Source organism: Streptomyces sp. NPDC047869, assembly GCF_040704065.1.
In the GTDB taxonomy this organism is placed as follows: domain Bacteria; phylum Actinomycetota; class Actinomycetes; order Streptomycetales; family Streptomycetaceae; genus Streptomyces.
The window spans coordinates 160106-175812 of sequence record NZ_JBEYRK010000010.1; the positions used below are offsets into that span (position 1 = coordinate 160106).

Consider the following 15707-nt stretch of genomic DNA (forward strand, 5'->3'; position numbering starts at 1 on the left):
TGGAGCCGGGGTGGGGGCACCGTCTCGCGAGGCCGAACAGGCGCGGGCGCACCAGTTTCTTACATGATCGGCAACGAAGTAAAGGCATGGCCGGCCGGGCGGTCCGGCCGGCTTCCGGTGCCGGGCCCGGCTCAGGGGCGGGGCGCGGCGCCCTCGTCGACGGGCAGCGGGACCGGCTCCTCCGCGAGCGGTGCCGCCGGGGCCGCGCCGACATGTGCCGTGTCCCGGCGGCCACTTCGCGAGCGGGTGCGGCGCAGTGCCAGCAGGAGCACCGGCATCAGCACGCAAGTGACCGCCGCACTGTGCCAGAGCAGCGCGTCGAGCCGCCCGGCCGCCAGATAGGCGCCCGCGGCGACCGCGGCGAGCGCGCACACGCCCCGGTCCACGATGCTCTCCACCGACAGCAGCGTGGCCCGCGGCGCGTCAGCCGGGATGGCGTCGTTGACGAGCTTGCGCTGCACCGGATAGACGAACCCGGTGATCGCCGCGAACGCGCACAACAGCGCCACCACGGCCCAGGGGCCGCCGACGGTGGTGCCCGCGAGCGTCGCGGCGAGCGCCACGCTCAGCAGGGACACCCAGACCACCGGCGGCAGCCGGCGGCCCAGCCACTGGGGCCGGGCCGAGGTCACCGCCTCCGCGACCGTCATCGCCGCGAGCACCCCGCCGTGCGCGCTCTCCCCGATGCCGTGCTCCAGAAGCACCGGCTGGAACAGGTTCACCTGGCAGATCCGGGACAGCGTGAAGACGGCCACGCCCTGCACCATGAGCAGGGCCAGCCACGGTGACGACCGCAGGGCGCGCAGGGCGGCCCGAGTGTCGCGCAGGAGGCTGCCGTCACGCCCCGCCCGGGCGCCCGGGCGGACCTGGCCGCCCCCGGACGCGGCGAGCCGTGGCAGGGCGAGCGCGCAGCCGAGGGAACCGGCCGCGCTCGCGGCACTGAGCACGTACGGGGTCTGCGGGGCCAGCGTCATCAGGGGCCCGACCAGTGGCCAGCACATCACCTTGGCGGCGAGCCCGAGGGCCCGGGCCGTCCCCTCGGCCCGCAGATAGTGGGCCTGCGCCCCCTCGGCCCGAAGACCGTCGTACAGATAGGCGCTCGCCGCCCCCGACGTCAGCGAACGCCCGGCGGCGATGGCGAGGAAGTGCACCAGGAAGCCCGTGTACGAAGGGGACAGAACCGGCGCCAGGTTGGCCGCCGTCATGACCACCGCGCCGGCGCTCAGGCAGTTGCGGGCGCCGATGCGGTCGGCGACGACTCCGGTCGGTATCTCGAAGAGGCAGAAGGCGATGTAGTAGATGCTCTGGATGCCGAAGATCTGGTCGTCGGACAGACCCGCGTCCCGCTGGTAGGCGTAGAAGACGGGCATCCACCACAACAGGTTGAACAGCAGCTGGAACCCGTTGTTCAGGCGGATGACGCGCCGGGCGGCCGGACTCGCCACCGGTGCCGGTGAGGTGAACCGCGGGGACGGCATACCGGGCCTCACCGGGAGTAGGGGCGGACCTGGACCAGACGGAACGCCCCCTCGGCCGTCATGAGCCACTCGATGTCCAGGGCGCCGTCGGGGTCGTCCGCCCCGAAGTGCGACTGCAACAGCCGTCCGGCCAGGGCCAGTCGGGCCAGGGCGGCACGGGTCGCGGCCGGCAGGTCCTCGCCCGACGAGCCGACGTCGACCGTGCGCCCGCCGCCCTCCACGGTGTTGTAGAGGTACTGCTGCGGCAGGATCGTGCCGTCGACCACCCGCTCGGGGGAGCCCGGCGCGCAGTTGATGTACACGTTGCGGAAGTCCTCGCGGCGGGTCGGATTGCAGGTCACCAGCACACCCCCGAGACCGGCCGGCACGTACTCCTGGACGATCACCCCCATGTAGGTGTCGTCCAGCGGGATACCGGCCTGGTGCCGCAGTCGCACACTGCGCGGCGACACCAGCGACGCCCACACCTGCCGTACGGCGTCCATGAGCTGGTCAGTGCCGCGCACCGTGGTGACCGAGTCGTAGATCCCGGCGGCGGAGAAGCCGGGCAGGTCCTCGGCGTTGGACGAGGAGCGCACCACCAGACGGCGCCCGTCGTCCGACAGCGGCGCCACCGACGCGGTGATCGCGCGTTCCACCTCGTCGGGCACCGGCGTGGTGCGCGTCAGCTGCTGGAGGCTGAGCGCGAGGGAGTCGATGACGTCGAACGCCTCCAGCTCCAGCGCCATCTTCAGCTTGCCGATGCCCTGTTGCAGCGCGGGCGACGAGGTGAGGAAGAGATGGTGCAGCCGGAACGGGAGCGCCACGCCCTCGGGTGCGCGGACCGTCTCCGCCACCCGTGCCGCCGCCGCGGCCCGCAGCCGCTCCCGCGACGCGCCGGGCTCGCCCAGCCGGGCGGCGAGGTGGCCGAGCAGATCGGGCCGCGGCGGACGTGGACGCGCGTAGAACGCGGTCAGGTCCGCGGTGCGGCTGTCCAGGACGTGATGCAGCTCCCCGAGGCTCGCCGCCTTGGTGCCGTAACTGTCCCGGTCGGCGCCGCGCAGCCGGTGCAGCGCGAGGGCCGGCGCGTCCTCCAGGAACGGCGCCTCCAGACGGATCCGCTGCTGGTGCCAGGCGGGCCTGGTCAAGGCCGGTTTGCGGGACAGCCGTTCCAGAGTGACGGCGTCCTCCTCGGCGCGGTATCGCACCCACGCGCCGTCGAGCCCGTCGCGCCGCACGACGTCGTCGAGATCGCGGACGATCGCGTTCGGGATGCCCCAGCCCGAGGCGAGGACGTTGGTGTGGGAGAGCGGCGTGATGGGAGCCGTGTTGATGATCCCTGCGACGCGCGGCACGTCGTCGGGCGGGCAGGGCATCGCGACGATGTCCGACCAGCCCAGCTCTCCGGCCGCGCCCTCGTACTCCGCCAGGGTGCGGAAGTAGCGCAGCCGGCCCCGCGCCTCGCCCGGGTTGAGGCAGGTCCGGGTCCGGTTGCCGAACAGCTCGTGGCTGAGGATGCGCGGTACCCGTGTCTCACTGACGTGGGACAGCTCGTGCTCCTGCCCGTGGTTCGCGGGCTTGAGCAGCAGCGGCAGGCGTCCGTCGACCCGCCCGCGCACATAGCCGTAGAACTCCTCCAGCAGCGCGCCGTGCATGGTGTCGGCCTCGGTCGTCTCCAGCACCAGGAAGGGCCGTTCGGCGCCGTCGGCCTCCTCGTCGGTGTGCAGGGACAGCACGCCCAGCAGGAAGCGGCGTTCAGGGTCCGTGTAGACGGAGGCGTTGAACGCGTCGAGGTCCGCGTCGAGTTCGTCCAGCGTCAGGCCGAGGACACGGGTCGCGATGTAGTTGACGTGGAAGGGGTGGACCCGGGTGTCCAGCAGGTGCCAGGTGTCCTTCGCGCGGTCCACCACGACCTTCAGGTAGGGATGCCCGGCCAGCACCCCGGACAGGGTGCGGAACAGCGGCAGCGAGAGGTTGGCCCCGACGACCGTGCGGTCGCCGGCCGCGTCGGGCACGCCCGTTCCGTCCAGTGCGAGGGTCATGCCCGCACCCCCTCGCCGGCGTGCGCGGGCAGGAGGCGCGGCAGGGCGTCCACCAGCGCGGTGAGGTCGCGGACCACCGACTGCGGCCGGTCGGCCGACAACAGGCAGAGCCCCGCCATGGTGTTGGCCCCGGCGGCCGGGTCGTAGACCGGTACCGGGGTGCCCTGCGGCAGCGAGTTCTCGTGGACGACGGACAGCGAGCTGCCCGTCCCGATCGGCGCGCCGCGCAGGACCGCCGCCGGGTCCCACAGATGACGGCGGGCCCACGGAGCGCCGTCGCCGTCCACCGCGAGAACCACCAGGGAACCGGCCGCACCCTCGGCGTCCTCGCCGGTCAGCGCACGCGCCGGCCACGCGGGTGAGCGGCCGAGCAGCTGATCGGTGAACAGGCCCACCAGGTCGAGCCCGAAGACCTCCGCGATCTGCGGCACCGTCATCGCGCCGCCGAACCGCGCGGCCGTCTCGATGACCCACATACGGCCGTCCGCGCCCAGCTTGATCTCCGTGTGGGTCCCGCAGTTCTCCAGACCCAGGGCCTCGACCGCCCGCCGGGCCAGTTCCACGATCCGGGCCTGGGCGTCGCCGCCGAGCGCGGCCGGGGTGATACCGGCGCGTTCGGTGAACGGCGCCACCGTCGGCATCCGCCCGCTCACGCACACCGGGCGGAACACGCCGTCCACGACCACGCCCTCGACACTGACGTAGTCACCCCAGCCCGAGCCGTCGAACCACTCCCCGGCACAGCCGCTGACGATCTCCTCGACGATGAAGTCCTCACCGGCGCCCGCCACATGCAGCTCCGCGAACCCCAGCAGCGCCGACTCCGCCATCACCGCCCGGGACCGCTGCCAGGCCTCCCGCGCCTGCTCGGGCGCCTCGATGATCTGGTGCGCCGTCGAACCGGCGCTCCAGGCGGCCTTCAGCAGCAGGGGGTACGACAACTCGGCCGCCGCGGCGTCCAGTTCGGCGGCGTTCGTGACCGAGCGGAACCTCGGCTGAGGTATCCCGCGGCGCTCCCAGGCGGCGCGCATCAGCCGCTTGTCACGGGCCAGCGCCGCCGCGGGCCCCGCACCACGCAGCCCGAGCCGCCGGGACGCCTCGGCGACCGCGACCACCGCGTACTCGGAGAACGTGACGACGGCGTCCGCGCCGACCTCACGCGCCCGCCCGGCGATCAGCTCGACGAGGCCCGAAGCCGGCAGGTCCCCGGCCGTGACGACCGACTCGCACAAACCGCCGGCGTCCGCCGCCACGGCGGCGGGCAGCTCGCTGAGTGCCAGCAGGTGCACCGCGGACCTCGCGGCCACCCGCGTCAGAGCGTGCCCCACCGGGGGACCGCCCTTGGCATGCACGTACAGCACCCTGCTCACGAATACTCAACTCCTCTGATCGCGCTGTCGGTTGAGGCGCGTCACGCGCCAAGTGCGTACGGCGGGACCGCGGCTGCGCCGTACGCGCCCGCCGTCTCACCGCCTCCTTCAAGCGAACCAGCCCCGACCCCCGCCCGAGGGCCCGTGATACGCGAACGGCTCAGGCAAATGCCCGACTGCCGAAGGCGTTCGCCGTCCTGCGCGGGGACGGTGATGCGCTAGGCCGATGCGGCTCCGGAGGCGCCGCGTCCAGCCACCCCGGCATGTCCACCGCGCTACGGGATACGCATGATGTGTTACGTAAAGTGACGGTAGTAGACGGTTGAAGGAGTTGGGCCGTGGACGAGGCCGATTTCAAGGCGCTGCTCGAGACCCTTCCGGTGACCTGGTGGGAGGCCGACGGCGGACTGACCGTCGTGGACAGCGGGGGCGGTGCGTTCGGCGACGAACGCACCGCCCGGCGCTTCCTGGCAGCCCTCTGCGCCGACCGCGGCGGCACCCCGCTTCCCTCCGGCGCCGGTCCGTACCAGGCGTCCTTCGAGGGCCGGACCTTCGACGTCAACTGGCCGGACCGGGACACGGGCCCGGACCGGCACGGCAGCAGGGGGGTGGCGGTCGAGGTGGGCGGCCGCGCGGAGGGGAACCCGTACGCCTCGTTCGCCGACCTCACCCCGGCCGCGGCCTTCGTGCGCGACGCGGGCGGCCGCTACCTGTGGGCCAACCACGCCTACGCCCACCTGTACGGCACCACGCGCGACGCCGTGATCGGCCGTCACCTCGCCGACGTCGACGAACCCGACGACGTCGAACGGTTCCTCGCCCTGGACCGCGAGACCCTCTCCTGCGGCACCCCCGTCCGGCACAGCCTGACCTACCGGCGCTCCGACGGATCACCGGGCCACGCCGCCGGGTACCGCTTCCCCGTCCGCTGGGGCGCGGCACGCTGCGTGGCCGGCATCTACGTCGACGTCACCGAGCACGCCCGGGCACTGGACCAACGGCACCGCGCCGAGGAGGACTTGAGCGCTCTGCGCGATCACAGCGGCCTGCCCTGCGTCCGCCTGTCCGCGGACGGACTGGTCGAGGAGGCAGGCACGGCGGTCGCCGAACTCCTGCGCGTCCGCCTCTCCGACCTCATAGGTCGGCCCGCCGACACACTGCTGGCGGACACCCCGGAACGCACCGGCCTGCACCGGATCTGGAACGACCTCGTCGGCGGCCGGCGCCGAAGCGCGCGCACCTGCGCCGTACTCGTCGACGCGGACCACCGGCAGCGCCGGGCCCTGATCCAGTTGAGCGCCGTGTGCCGCGTCCCGGAGCGGGTGGCCGGCGTGTGGGCCGTCCTGACGCACCTCGGTCTGCCCCACGAGGCCCGACCACCCCTGACCGCCGCCCAGGTCCGCATACTCGCCCTGCTGGCCGCCGGGCGCAGCAACGCGGAGATCGCCAGGACGCTGCACCTGTCCCGGCAGACCGTGGACTACCACCTCAGCCGCCTGCGCGAAATCCTGGACGCCGCCACCCGCCCGGCCCTGGTGGCCCGCGCCTACGTACTCGGCATCCTCGCCCCCCAGGCCTGGCCCCCGCGGTCCGCCACGGCGGCTCACCCGCTGAGCGCGGTCTGAGCCCGTCCGTCCGGCCCGTGATCCGTACGGTCACCGCCACCGGCCGGGTGCGCCGGCCGGTCGCCGCTCAGCGGGCCCGCAGACCCGCCGTGGTGGTTCCGGTGCGGTCGCGCAGCAGAGCGCGCAGGGTGGCGGCGTGCTCGTAACCGACTCTGCGGGCGATGGTCTCCAGGGACAGGTCCGTCGTGCGCAGCAGATGCGTGGCCTGTTCGACGCGCAGATCCTGCACGAACCGCACCGGCGTCGTGTCGAGCACCCGGCGGACGGTGCGCTGGAGCGTGCGCTCGCTGACCCCGAGGGCGCGCGCCGCGGCGGCCAGGCTGTCCGGCGTGTCGAGGTGCAGACGGGCCCACCGCTCGAAGGCGGCGACCAGCGGGTCACTCTGGGCCAGGGCGCTCGGGATGGTGTAGGCGGACTGCGAGGGCCGTTCGTCGACGACGAGGTAGCGGGCCACCAGGTCGGCCAGGGCCGGACTGGCCGAGCGGACGACGGCGAGGGCGAGGTCGACATGCCCGAACGCGGCTCCGGCCGTGGTCACCCCCTGGGACGTGATCACCATGCTGCTCTCGTCGAGCGCGACGTCCGGATAGCGGCGGCGGAACACGGGCGCCAGCCACCAGGTGGTCGTCGCCCGGCGGCCGGCGAGGACGCCGGACTCGGCGAGCAGGAAGGTGCCCGTACAGGCGGAGGCGAGGGGTTCGCCCCGGCCCCGGCGGCCGGCGACCAGTTCCCGGACGCCGGCCAGGTCGGGTCCCGCCACCCGCTCCAGGAGGGCGTCGGGGCGGCGCTCGGCGAGCGCCGGAACCAGCAGCAGACCGGCGGTGTCCGCGGCGGACGCGGGCTCGGCCGTGACGACATGCCCGGCGCCCGTGCGGACCTGACGGCTGAAGCCGATCGTCGTCACGTTCCAGGCGGGTGGCGGCTGGGCGAGTTCACCGCGCATCGCGTTGGCCGCCTCCAGGACGTCCAGCACGGCACAGAGCCCCGAGTCGAACACGCCGTCGTACACCAGCACCGAGACGTCCATGGCGGAAACGCTAACAGGCGCGCCGTTTCCGGCATCGGGGTCGGCGCAGCCGGAGGGCCGGCGGCGGCGCGGGCAGCGTCGTCGGAGGAGGGCGCGGTCGCACCGCCGACAGCGGCACGCCGCGCGCCCCGGCCCGCCCAAGTGGCTGCCGTGGCCAAGTATTTGGCCCCCGCGCGGCCCGCCGTCCCGGGACCGGCGGGCCGACGCCTCGGTGGACGCCGACGCGGGGTAGTCGGAACCTACGCGCCCGCCGATGGAAACGGAAGCCCCAATTCCGTTCGATCTTCGACGTCCGTGACGACTCCCGGTCGGGCGTACCGCGGGCGGACGCCGGGCGGGTGTCGGAAACGATGCCGGGCGTGTCGTTTACGACACTGGGGCCCGACGGGACACCGGCCTAGCGTGGATGGTGTCCCCGCAGGGAGGACCCGAGAACGGCCGGCGTCGCAGCCCGCGTCCGCATGCCGCGCGGTCACGCCGGAACAGCCGCCCAGGCGCCCCTCACCCGAGGCGCCGGACAGAACCAAGGAGCCCGTCATCATGAACAACATCGGTCTGCTCGCCCGTATAGAGGCCAAGCCGGAGCACGCCGACGACGTCGCCCGCCTGCTGGCCGAGGCCGTGCACCTCGCTGAGGAGGAGAAGCGGACCCTCACCTGGTTCGCCTTCCGTGAGGACGCCACCACGTTCGGCGTCTTCGACACCTTCGACAGCGAGGACGACCGCACCGCGCATCTGCGCGGCCGGATCGCCGCCGCCCTCATGGGGGCCGCGGACACTCTGCTCGCCGCGGCGCCGGACATCCGGCCCGTGGACCTGCTCGCGGTCAAGTTGTCCTGAGCGCCCCGTCGCCCCCGCACCCCACCGTTCCCCAGGCTCAGGAGGCCCACCGCCCATGACACCGACGACGCCCGCCCCGGCCGCGGCGCTCCAGGCACCGCACGGCACGGCTCCGGCCGCCCGTTCCCGCACCCACACCTGGGAGCCGCCCACCGGCTACGCCGACGGCGCCGGCCGCTCGGGGCTCGAGGTGCTCCGCATGTGCCTCGACGGCCGCCTCCCCCAGGCGCCGATCTGCGGGACGCTCGGCTTCCGCCTGGTGGCGGCGGAGCCGGGCCGGGCCGTCTTCGAGGGCGACCCCGCCGAACACCTGCTCAACCCCATGGGCACCGTGCACGGCGGCTTTCTCGCCACGCTCCTGGACTCGGCCCTCGGCAGCGCCGTGATGTCCACGCTGCCCGTGGGGCGGGCCTACACCACCGTCCAGCTCGGTGTGCACATGGTGCGCCCCGTCCTCGCGGGCACCCCGACGCTGCGCTGCGAGGGCACGGTGGTCCACGCCGGCCGCACCACCGCGACCGCCGAGGCAAGGATCACCGGCACGGCCGACGGAAAGCTCTACGCGCACGGCACCACCACCTGCGCTGTCCTCGCGCTGCCGGAGGGAGGCTGACCGCCCGCCTCGCGGGGCCGCGACCCTCCTGAGGTGAGCAAGCGCTTGGTAAGGTGCTGGGGAAGTCCGCGGGACAGGAAGGACGCACCATGCCGTCGTCGCAAGCAGAGGCCTTCTACGAGCGGGAGGCCGCCGACCGGTTCCTTCCCACCGCCTACACCCGGGGCCCCTGGGACGCCGGGGCGCAGCACGCGGGACCGCCGGCCGCGCTGCTCGGGCTCGCCGTGGAACAACGGCCCGGCGGCCGGCCGGACATGCGGATCACCCGGCTCACCTACGAGATCACCCGGCCCGTCCCCATAAAGCCGCTCACCGTCACCACGCGCGTACTCCGCGCCGGACGCGGCGTCGAACTCGTCGAGGCAGCCCTGACACCCGACGGCGGTACGGAGGTGATGCGGGCGACGGCCCTGCTGATGCGGACGGCGCCCGAGTCGGTACCGGAGGTGTCGCCGGGCCCGCAGGTGCCCGGGCCCGGAGCCGTGGCCCCGCAGGCGTTCTTCCCCGTCCCCTGGGACCAGGGGTACCACACCGCCATGGACGTGCGTTTCGCCGCGGGCTCGTTCCTCGAAGCCGGCCCGGCCACGGCCTGGATGCGGATGAGGGTGCCCCTGGTCGCGGGCGAGGAGATCGCACCGCTCAGCCGGGTGCTGACCGCCGCCGACTCGGGCAACGGCGTCAGCTCGGCACTCGACTTCCGTCGCTACGTCTTCGTCAACGCCGATCTCACGGTCAGCCTGCACCGCCACCCCGAGGGCGAGTGGGTCTGCCTGGACGCGCGGACGATGGTGGACGGCGTGGGCATCGGTCTCGCCGAGTCCGCCCTGCACGACGAAAAGGGCCCGCTGGGCCGTGGCACGCAGAGCCTCTACGTGACCGAGCGCGGCTGACCGGCGGTCACGGGCGGCTCACCGGGCTGCCGGGCTGCCGGGCCGGAAGCCGGGGGCCGCCTTTACGTGCTGGTCGTACCGGGTGGGAGGATGCATGGTATGGACATCCGTCGAAGGAACCACGTGACGGTCACCGGCCCGGCCGCCGCGCCCGCCCTGATCCTGGCGCACGGGTTCGGCTGCGACCAGAACATGTGGCGCCTGGTCGTCCCGGCACTGGCGGAACGGTACCGGGTGGTGCTGTTCGACTACGTCGGCTCCGGCGGTTCCGACCTGTCGGCCTGGAACGAGGCGCGGTACTCCGCACTCGACGGCTACGCCCAGGACGTGGTCGAGGTCTGCGAGGAGCTGGACCTCGACCGGGCGGTGTTCGTGGGCCACTCGGTCAGCGCCATGGCCGGGGTGCTGGCGGCCCGGACCGCGCCGGAGCGGATCGGGGCCCTGGTGATGGTCGCGCCGTCGCCCCGCTACATCGACGACGAGGGCTACCGCGGCGGCTTCGACGCGGACGACATCGACGAACTGCTGGCCTCCCTGGAGTCGAACTACCTGGGCTGGTCGACCACCATGGCCCCGGTGATCATGGGCAACCCGGAGCGGCCGGAGCTGGGGCAGGAGCTGACCAACAGCTTCTGCGCCACCGATCCCGACATCGCCCGCGTCTTCGCCCGCACCACGTTCCTCTCCGACAGCCGGGACGACCTCAAGACCGTGACCGTTCCCACGCTGATCCTTGAGTGCGCCGAGGACGTCATCGCGCCGCGCGAGGTCGGCGCCTACGTGCACGCGGCGATCCCCGCATCCCGCCTCGTCACCCTCGACGCCACCGGCCACTGCCCGCAGTTGAGCGCCCCCGAAGCCACGGCGGCGGCGATCCTCGACTTCCTGGGGGAGCGGCCGTGATCTGCCGTACGGACAGCCACTCCGAGCCGCCCGACGGCAACGGCCGGGGTGGCGAGGAGGACGTCGACCCGGCCTTCACCGCGCTGCTCGAGGACAGTGCCGAGGACCTCTACGAGTCGGCGCCCTGCGGCTATCTGTCCACCCTGATGGACGGCACGGTCGCCAAGGTCAACAGCACCTTGCTCGACTGGCTGGGCCTGCGGCGCCAGGACGTGGTGGGACGCAGGCGCTTCACGGATCTGCTGACGGTGGGCGGCAGGATGTACCACGAGACGCACTTCGCGCCGCTGCTGCGCATGCAGGGCGAACTGCGGGGCGTCGCACTGGAGATGAAGACCACCCGGGGCAGCAGGCTGCCGGTACTGGTCTCCTCCGCGGTCAAGCACGGCAGCGAGGGCGAACCCCTGCTGATCCGTACCACCGTCGTCGACGCCTCCGACCGGCGTGCCTACGAAGAGGAACTGCTGCGCCGCCGCCAGGACGCCGAACGCGCCCGCGCCGAGGCCGAACAGGCGCGCATCGAGGCCGAGGAGGCGAGGAAGCAGGCCGAGGCCGACCGGGAACGCCTCGCGGACGCGCTCGCCGTGCTGCAGCAGTCCCTGCTGCCCGACACCCTGCCGGCCGTCCCCGGACTGGAGACCGCCGTCCACTACCACACGGCGTCCCCCGACCAACTCGGCGGCGACTTCTACGACTTGTTCCCCATCGACGGAGACCGCTGGGCCTTCTTCCTCGGGGACGTATGCGGCAAGGGCCCCCAGGCCGCCGCCCTCACCTCACTGACCCGCTACACCCTGCGCGCCGCCGCCCACCACACCCCCGAGCCCGCCGCCGTGCTGACGACCCTGAACACCGTCCTGCACGACCGGTACACGGCCGGCGGCGACCCCCGGTACTGCACCTGCGTCTTCGGCATCCTCGAACCCGGCGCCGGCGACGGGCACACGACCGTCGAGCTGGCCTCCGGCGGTCACCCTCCGGCGCTCGTCATGCGAGCCGACGGCCGTGCCGAGTTCCTGTGCACCCCCGGCGGCCTGCTCGTCGGCGCCCTGCCCACCGCGCCCTTCACCACCGCCAGGACGACCCTGGCCCCCGGTGACACGCTCCTGCTCTACACCGACGGTCTCACCGAGGCCCGCACCGGTCCCACCCGCGACAGTCTCTACGGCGAGGAGGGCCTGCTCGCCTTCGCCGCCGACCACGCGTCGGCCGCCCCGCAGGCGCTGATCGCCGCGCTGACCGAACTGCTGAAAGGTTTCGGCGACGGCCTCGACGACGACACGGCCCTGTTCGCCATCGGAGCCCCCGCGCCCGAAGCCCCCGACCCGGCAGCCCACCCCCGCCCGGTAACGAAGCACCCACGATGACCCCGCTGACCATCACGCACCGTGACGCCACCGCCGGCCCCGTCCTGCACGTGGCCGGTGAACTCGACCACGCGCAGGCCGCCGTCCTGCGGCGCGAGGTCGCGTCCCTCGCCCTGAAGCCGGGCCAGTGCCTGGACCTCGACCTGTCCGGCCTGGAGTTCTGCGACTCCACCGGCATCACCGTCCTGCTCGCGGCACGCCAGTACGCCGGGGCGGCGGACGCCGGCATCGTCCTGACCGCGGTCCCGCACCACCTTCTGAGAGCCCTCACGATGGTCGGCCTCGACCAGGTCTTCACCCTCCGCCCGGCCCCGCCGGCCGGCTGACCGCGGCGCCACCCGCCCTGGCGGTGGAGTCTCCCGGCGGCCGTCGTCGACCCGCCGCCGACTACGGGCGGCCTCCCGAGTCCGCCGCCGTCCCGCCGTCTCGAACGGCGGCGGAGAGCTGATCGCGCAGCCAGCCGGGATCGGGGTTGACGTACGGGCGGCCCGCCAGGACGACGGTCGGCACGGTCTCGTCGCCGCCGTTCACCGCCCTGACCGCCGCCGCTCCCGCCGGGTCACGCCAGATGTCCACCCAGTGCAACCGGCCGGCGTCGCGGCCCAGCCGGAATCGCAGCCGCAGGCAGTACTTGCAGCCGGGCCGCCAGAAGACGACCGGTCGGCCGTCGGCCGTGCTGCGACTCCGTGCCTCCCGCGCACTGACCGACCGCGGAAAGACCACGGGCGAGTACACGACCGCCAGCAGCAAGAACCACAGCAGGACCGGTCGGGCCGCGCCGGGGCCCCTGCCGAGGAACAGCCCGGTCGCGATCACCGCACCGCAGAGCCCGAGCAGCAGCGGCACAGTCCAACTACGAGTCATGGACATGCAGGCTATCGGGCGCCCGGACGATCCCGGAACCCGGCCGCCCTCGGCTTTCCGGGCGCCAGGCGGCCCGGCCCGCGTCGCACGCGGCGCCGCGGCCTGACTCGTCACCGCTCACTCCCGCGGCGGACAATGGGATCTCCGCGCCGAGCGAGGTGGTGGTGACGATGCCCGTATGGCACCTGCGCGACTATCACGACGACGATCTCGACCAGGCCATCCAGATCTGGGACCAGAGCCGCGGGGCCGACGAGGACCGGGTGTTCCCGGTCTCCGAGGTCATGGCCGCGGCCAAGTCCGGCCAGACGGCGGTCGTCGCCGTGGTCGGTGACGAGCTGGTGGGCATGGCCGTGGCGCAGTCCTACGCCAGGCGGGGATGGATCCTCCTGGTGGCACTGGCCTCCCGCTGGCGCGAGCGCGGCATCGGCAGCGCGCTCGTCGCCGAGCTGGAGCGGCGGCTGCGGGCAGCCGGGGTCCGTCACATCAGCGCGCTGCTGCCCGCCCACGCCGCGGGAACGAAGGCCCTGGCCAACTCCGGATACCAGTCCCGCGACGACCTCACGTACTACGAGAAACTCGAACCGCCGGGGGCCGCCGACGCCGACGTCCTCGCGGCCCTGGGCGGCCGCATGCTGCCCGAGGGGCTGTGGGACGCGATGGCCGGCATGGAGCGGGAGAAGCAGGTCATCGAGCGCCGTGTCGTGCTGCCGCTGACCGAGCCGGTGCTCGCCGACCGCTACGGCGTCGTCCCGCCGAAGGCGGTCATGCTGTTCGGCCCGCCCGGCACCGGAAAGACCAGTTTCGCCAAGGCGGTGGCGTCGCGGCTCGGCTGGCCGTTCGTGGAGCTCTTCCCCTCCCGCCTCGCGGCCGACACCGGCGAAGGACTGGCCGCGGCCCTGCGGGAGGTGTTCGCGGAACTGGCGGAACTGGACTCGGTCGTACTCTTCATCGACGAAGTCGAGGAGATCGCCGCCGTGCGGTCCGGGAAGGCGGTCGATCCGGGGCACGGAGTCACCAACGAGCTGCTCAAGCTCATCCCCGTCTTCCGGGAGCACGACGCACGCCTGCTGGCCTGTGCGACCAACTCGGTTCGCTCTCTCGACCCGGCGTTCCTGCGACCGGGCCGGTTCGACTACGTCATCCCCATCGGCCCGCCGGACCCGACCGCCCGGTCGGCGATCTGGGCCCGCTATCTCAGAGCCGCCGCCACCGACGCCGTCGACCTCGCCCGGCTGGTGGAGGCCAGCAAACTGTTCACCCCGGCCGACATCGAATACGCGGCGCGCAAGGGAGCCCAGGCGGCGTTCGAACGAGAGGTCACCCGGCGCGAGAGCGGACCCGCCACCACCGACGACTACCTGACCGCCATCGCCGACACCCGGCCGACGCTCACCGCACGGGCGATCGAGGAGTTCACCGAGGACATCGACAAACACAGCCGGCTCTGAGACCGGTACCGGCGGGGCGTGTCGCGCCGGAAGAACGCAGCGGGGCAGCGTAGGGGCGCACCCCGGCTCACCCGGTCGAGCGCTCCGCGCTGCGGTAGCGGGCGGCCAAGGCGGCGCCCGAGCCGTCGCGCAGGGCGAGTTCCGCGTCGGCCAGCCCGGTCAGGGGCCCGGGGTCGGACAGACCGGGCACGCACACCACCTCTCGGCTTCTTAGGGCGGCGAGGGAGGCCGCCACCACGTCGGCGGCGGGCATGCCGCCCTCGTCGTGGACCCGGGCTTCCCCGGGGACGGGAGCCTCGCCGGTGCCGAGGTGGAACTCGGTGGCGGTCAGCCCGGGGCAGACGACTTGCACCCGCACCGGCGAGTCGCCCAGCTCGGCGGCGAGGGTCCTGGTGAACGTCACCATGTACGCCTTGGTGCCTCCGTAGACGGCGCGGTGGGGGAGAGGCCCCGGGGGCAGGGCGCCGGCGAACGCCAGCAGCGAGGCGACGTTGACGACGGCGCCGTGGCCGCGCGCCATCATGCCGGGAAGGGCCGCGCGGGTCAGCACCGTCGGCGCCACGACGTTCACGTCGATCACCTTGGCGAGCAGGGCGGGATCGGCCTCGGCGAAGGGCCCGTACCCGTTGATCCCGGCGTTGTTGACGAGGAGCGCCACGTCGTCGCCGGCCACCCGCTCCGCGACCCGCGCGAGGTCCGGGGAGCGGGCGAGATCGGCCACCATCGGATCCACCGCGGCCCCGGCCTCCTCGCGCAGCCGCCCTGCCAGCGCGTCGAGCCGCTCGGCGCGCCGGGCGACGAGCACCAGGTCCCAGCCCCGCCGGGCCAGCGCGGCGGCGTACTCGGTACCGATACCGGACGACGCCCCGGTCACCACGGCCCGACGGGCCGGTTTGTCGGATGCCATGCGCTGATCCGTCGTCAGCGGCCGGACGTGAACGGCGCTGTCGTGCCGCTGTGCCGTGACTTCCTGGACTCGGCCTTTCCGGCGGCCGCGGTGGCGGCCAGCGCGAGGAGGGTGGCGACGGCTTGCCCTTGGGGGGTGCTCGTGGCGCGTTCTGCCATCTCGTGGCGCATGCGCATGTCGACGATGTCGGGGTGCGTCTCCATTGAGGACCCGTGAGCAGTGGTCATTGCCTTCACCTCGGAACGAGTGACGGGTTTTCGGGCGCCGGGTACCCATCAGACCCGGCGAAACCGGACTTTCCGATCGGCCGCTGTGCGTGCCACGTCACAGGGCCGGTGGCCGCACGAGGCC

15 protein-coding genes are annotated in these 15707 nt (G+C 73.4%); 8 read left to right on the forward strand and 7 right to left on the reverse strand.

Annotated elements, in window-relative coordinates; all coding sequences use genetic code 11:
- Nucleotides 1-131: 131 nt before the first annotated feature.
- Genes AB0924_RS15805 through AB0924_RS15815 form a run of 3 tightly spaced genes read right to left on the reverse strand, consistent with a single transcriptional unit; the run spans nt 132 to nt 4869 of the window.
- The gene (locus AB0924_RS15805) at nt 132-1478 is read right to left on the reverse strand and encodes an MFS transporter (protein WP_366911670.1); all 1347 of its coding nucleotides are present in this window, start codon (nt 1476-1478) and stop codon (nt 132-134) included.
- Between the two features lie 8 nt (nt 1479-1486).
- Nucleotides 1487-3499 carry a PEP/pyruvate-binding domain-containing protein gene (locus tag AB0924_RS15810; RefSeq protein WP_358939217.1) on the reverse strand — a complete coding sequence of 671 codons (2013 nt, stop codon included), beginning with the start codon at nt 3497-3499 and terminating at the stop codon, nt 1487-1489.
- The gene (locus AB0924_RS15815; RefSeq protein ID WP_366911671.1) at nt 3496-4869 is read right to left on the reverse strand and encodes an ATP-grasp domain-containing protein; all 1374 of its coding nucleotides are present in this window, start codon (nt 4867-4869) and stop codon (nt 3496-3498) included. Before AB0924_RS15815 ends, AB0924_RS15810 begins: the two co-directional genes overlap by 4 nt.
- 338 nt (nt 4870-5207) lie before the next feature.
- On the opposite strand from AB0924_RS15815, the gene AB0924_RS15820 reads away from it, so the two are divergent.
- Nucleotides 5208-6494 carry a PAS domain-containing protein gene (locus AB0924_RS15820; protein ID WP_358939222.1) on the forward strand — a complete coding sequence of 429 codons (1287 nt, stop codon included), beginning with the start codon at nt 5208-5210 and terminating at the stop codon, nt 6492-6494.
- A 67-nt stretch (nt 6495-6561) separates the two neighbouring features.
- Here the strand turns inward: AB0924_RS15820 and AB0924_RS15825 are convergent, their stop codons facing one another.
- Nucleotides 6562-7521 (reverse strand): helix-turn-helix domain-containing protein, encoded by a 960-nt coding sequence (locus AB0924_RS15825; protein ID WP_358939224.1) that lies wholly within the window; start codon nt 7519-7521, stop codon nt 6562-6564.
- A gap of 540 nt (nt 7522-8061) precedes the next feature.
- Between AB0924_RS15825 and AB0924_RS15830 the strand changes: the two genes are divergently transcribed.
- The 6 genes from AB0924_RS15830 to AB0924_RS15855 all read left to right on the forward strand — a co-directional run bounded on the left by AB0924_RS15830 (nt 8062) and on the right by AB0924_RS15855 (nt 12460).
- On the forward strand, nt 8062-8361 hold the full coding sequence (locus AB0924_RS15830; protein WP_358939226.1) for an antibiotic biosynthesis monooxygenase: 300 nt from the start codon (nt 8062-8064) through the stop codon (nt 8359-8361).
- A 55-nt stretch (nt 8362-8416) separates the two neighbouring features.
- Nucleotides 8417-8974 (forward strand): PaaI family thioesterase, encoded by a 558-nt coding sequence (locus tag AB0924_RS15835; RefSeq protein ID WP_358939229.1) that lies wholly within the window; start codon nt 8417-8419, stop codon nt 8972-8974.
- An 89-nt stretch (nt 8975-9063) separates the two neighbouring features.
- On the forward strand, nt 9064-9864 hold the full coding sequence (locus AB0924_RS15840) for a thioesterase family protein (protein WP_358939231.1): 801 nt from the start codon (nt 9064-9066) through the stop codon (nt 9862-9864).
- A 99-nt stretch (nt 9865-9963) separates the two neighbouring features.
- Entirely contained in the window at nt 9964-10767 is an 804-nt protein-coding gene (locus tag AB0924_RS15845) for an alpha/beta hydrolase (RefSeq protein WP_358939233.1), read from the forward strand.
- On the forward strand, nt 10767-12134 hold the full coding sequence (locus AB0924_RS15850; protein WP_358939302.1) for a SpoIIE family protein phosphatase: 1368 nt from the start codon (nt 10767-10769) through the stop codon (nt 12132-12134). The genes AB0924_RS15845 and AB0924_RS15850 overlap by 1 nt, the downstream gene beginning before the upstream one ends.
- Nucleotides 12131-12460 carry an STAS domain-containing protein gene (locus AB0924_RS15855; protein WP_358939235.1) on the forward strand — a complete coding sequence of 110 codons (330 nt, stop codon included), beginning with the start codon at nt 12131-12133 and terminating at the stop codon, nt 12458-12460. The genes AB0924_RS15850 and AB0924_RS15855 overlap by 4 nt, the downstream gene beginning before the upstream one ends.
- A 61-nt stretch (nt 12461-12521) precedes the next feature.
- Here the strand turns inward: AB0924_RS15855 and AB0924_RS15860 are convergent, their stop codons facing one another.
- Entirely contained in the window at nt 12522-12998 is a 477-nt protein-coding gene (locus tag AB0924_RS15860; RefSeq protein WP_366911672.1) for a glutaredoxin domain-containing protein, read from the reverse strand.
- A gap of 170 nt (nt 12999-13168) precedes the next feature.
- Between AB0924_RS15860 and AB0924_RS15865 the strand changes: the two genes are divergently transcribed.
- Nucleotides 13169-14449 carry a GNAT family N-acetyltransferase gene (locus tag AB0924_RS15865; protein ID WP_358939240.1) on the forward strand — a complete coding sequence of 427 codons (1281 nt, stop codon included), beginning with the start codon at nt 13169-13171 and terminating at the stop codon, nt 14447-14449.
- Between the two features lie 67 nt (nt 14450-14516).
- Here the strand turns inward: AB0924_RS15865 and AB0924_RS15870 are convergent, their stop codons facing one another.
- Both AB0924_RS15870 and AB0924_RS15875 read right to left on the reverse strand, forming a co-directional pair.
- Nucleotides 14517-15356, reverse strand: a complete 840-nt coding sequence (locus AB0924_RS15870) for an SDR family oxidoreductase (RefSeq protein ID WP_358939242.1) — start codon at nt 15354-15356, stop codon at nt 14517-14519.
- Nucleotides 15357-15370: 14 nt separating this feature from the next.
- The gene (locus AB0924_RS15875) at nt 15371-15583 is read right to left on the reverse strand and encodes a hypothetical protein (RefSeq protein WP_366911673.1); all 213 of its coding nucleotides are present in this window, start codon (nt 15581-15583) and stop codon (nt 15371-15373) included.
- Between the last annotated feature and the right edge of the window lie 124 nt (nt 15584-15707).

Coding starts and splice junctions, on each gene's coding strand:
- AB0924_RS15805 (WP_366911670.1), bottom strand. CDS start 1,478: ATGCCGTCCCCGCGGTTCACCTCACCGGCACCGGTGGCGAGTCCGGCC.
- AB0924_RS15810 (WP_358939217.1), bottom strand. CDS start 3,499: ATGACCCTCGCACTGGACGGAACGGGCGTGCCCGACGCGGCCGGCGAC.
- AB0924_RS15825 (WP_358939224.1), bottom strand. CDS start 7,521: ATGGACGTCTCGGTGCTGGTGTACGACGGCGTGTTCGACTCGGGGCTC.
- AB0924_RS15830 (WP_358939226.1), top strand. CDS start 8,062: ATGAACAACATCGGTCTGCTCGCCCGTATAGAGGCCAAGCCGGAGCAC.
- AB0924_RS15835 (WP_358939229.1), top strand. CDS start 8,417: ATGACACCGACGACGCCCGCCCCGGCCGCGGCGCTCCAGGCACCGCAC.
- AB0924_RS15840 (WP_358939231.1), top strand. CDS start 9,064: ATGCCGTCGTCGCAAGCAGAGGCCTTCTACGAGCGGGAGGCCGCCGAC.
- AB0924_RS15845 (WP_358939233.1), top strand. CDS start 9,964: ATGGACATCCGTCGAAGGAACCACGTGACGGTCACCGGCCCGGCCGCC.
- AB0924_RS15855 (WP_358939235.1), top strand. CDS start 12,131: ATGACCCCGCTGACCATCACGCACCGTGACGCCACCGCCGGCCCCGTC.
- AB0924_RS15860 (WP_366911672.1), bottom strand. CDS start 12,998: ATGACTCGTAGTTGGACTGTGCCGCTGCTGCTCGGGCTCTGCGGTGCG.
- AB0924_RS15865 (WP_358939240.1), top strand. CDS start 13,169: ATGCCCGTATGGCACCTGCGCGACTATCACGACGACGATCTCGACCAG.
- AB0924_RS15870 (WP_358939242.1), bottom strand. CDS start 15,356: ATGGCATCCGACAAACCGGCCCGTCGGGCCGTGGTGACCGGGGCGTCG.
- AB0924_RS15875 (WP_366911673.1), bottom strand. CDS start 15,583: ATGACCACTGCTCACGGGTCCTCAATGGAGACGCACCCCGACATCGTC.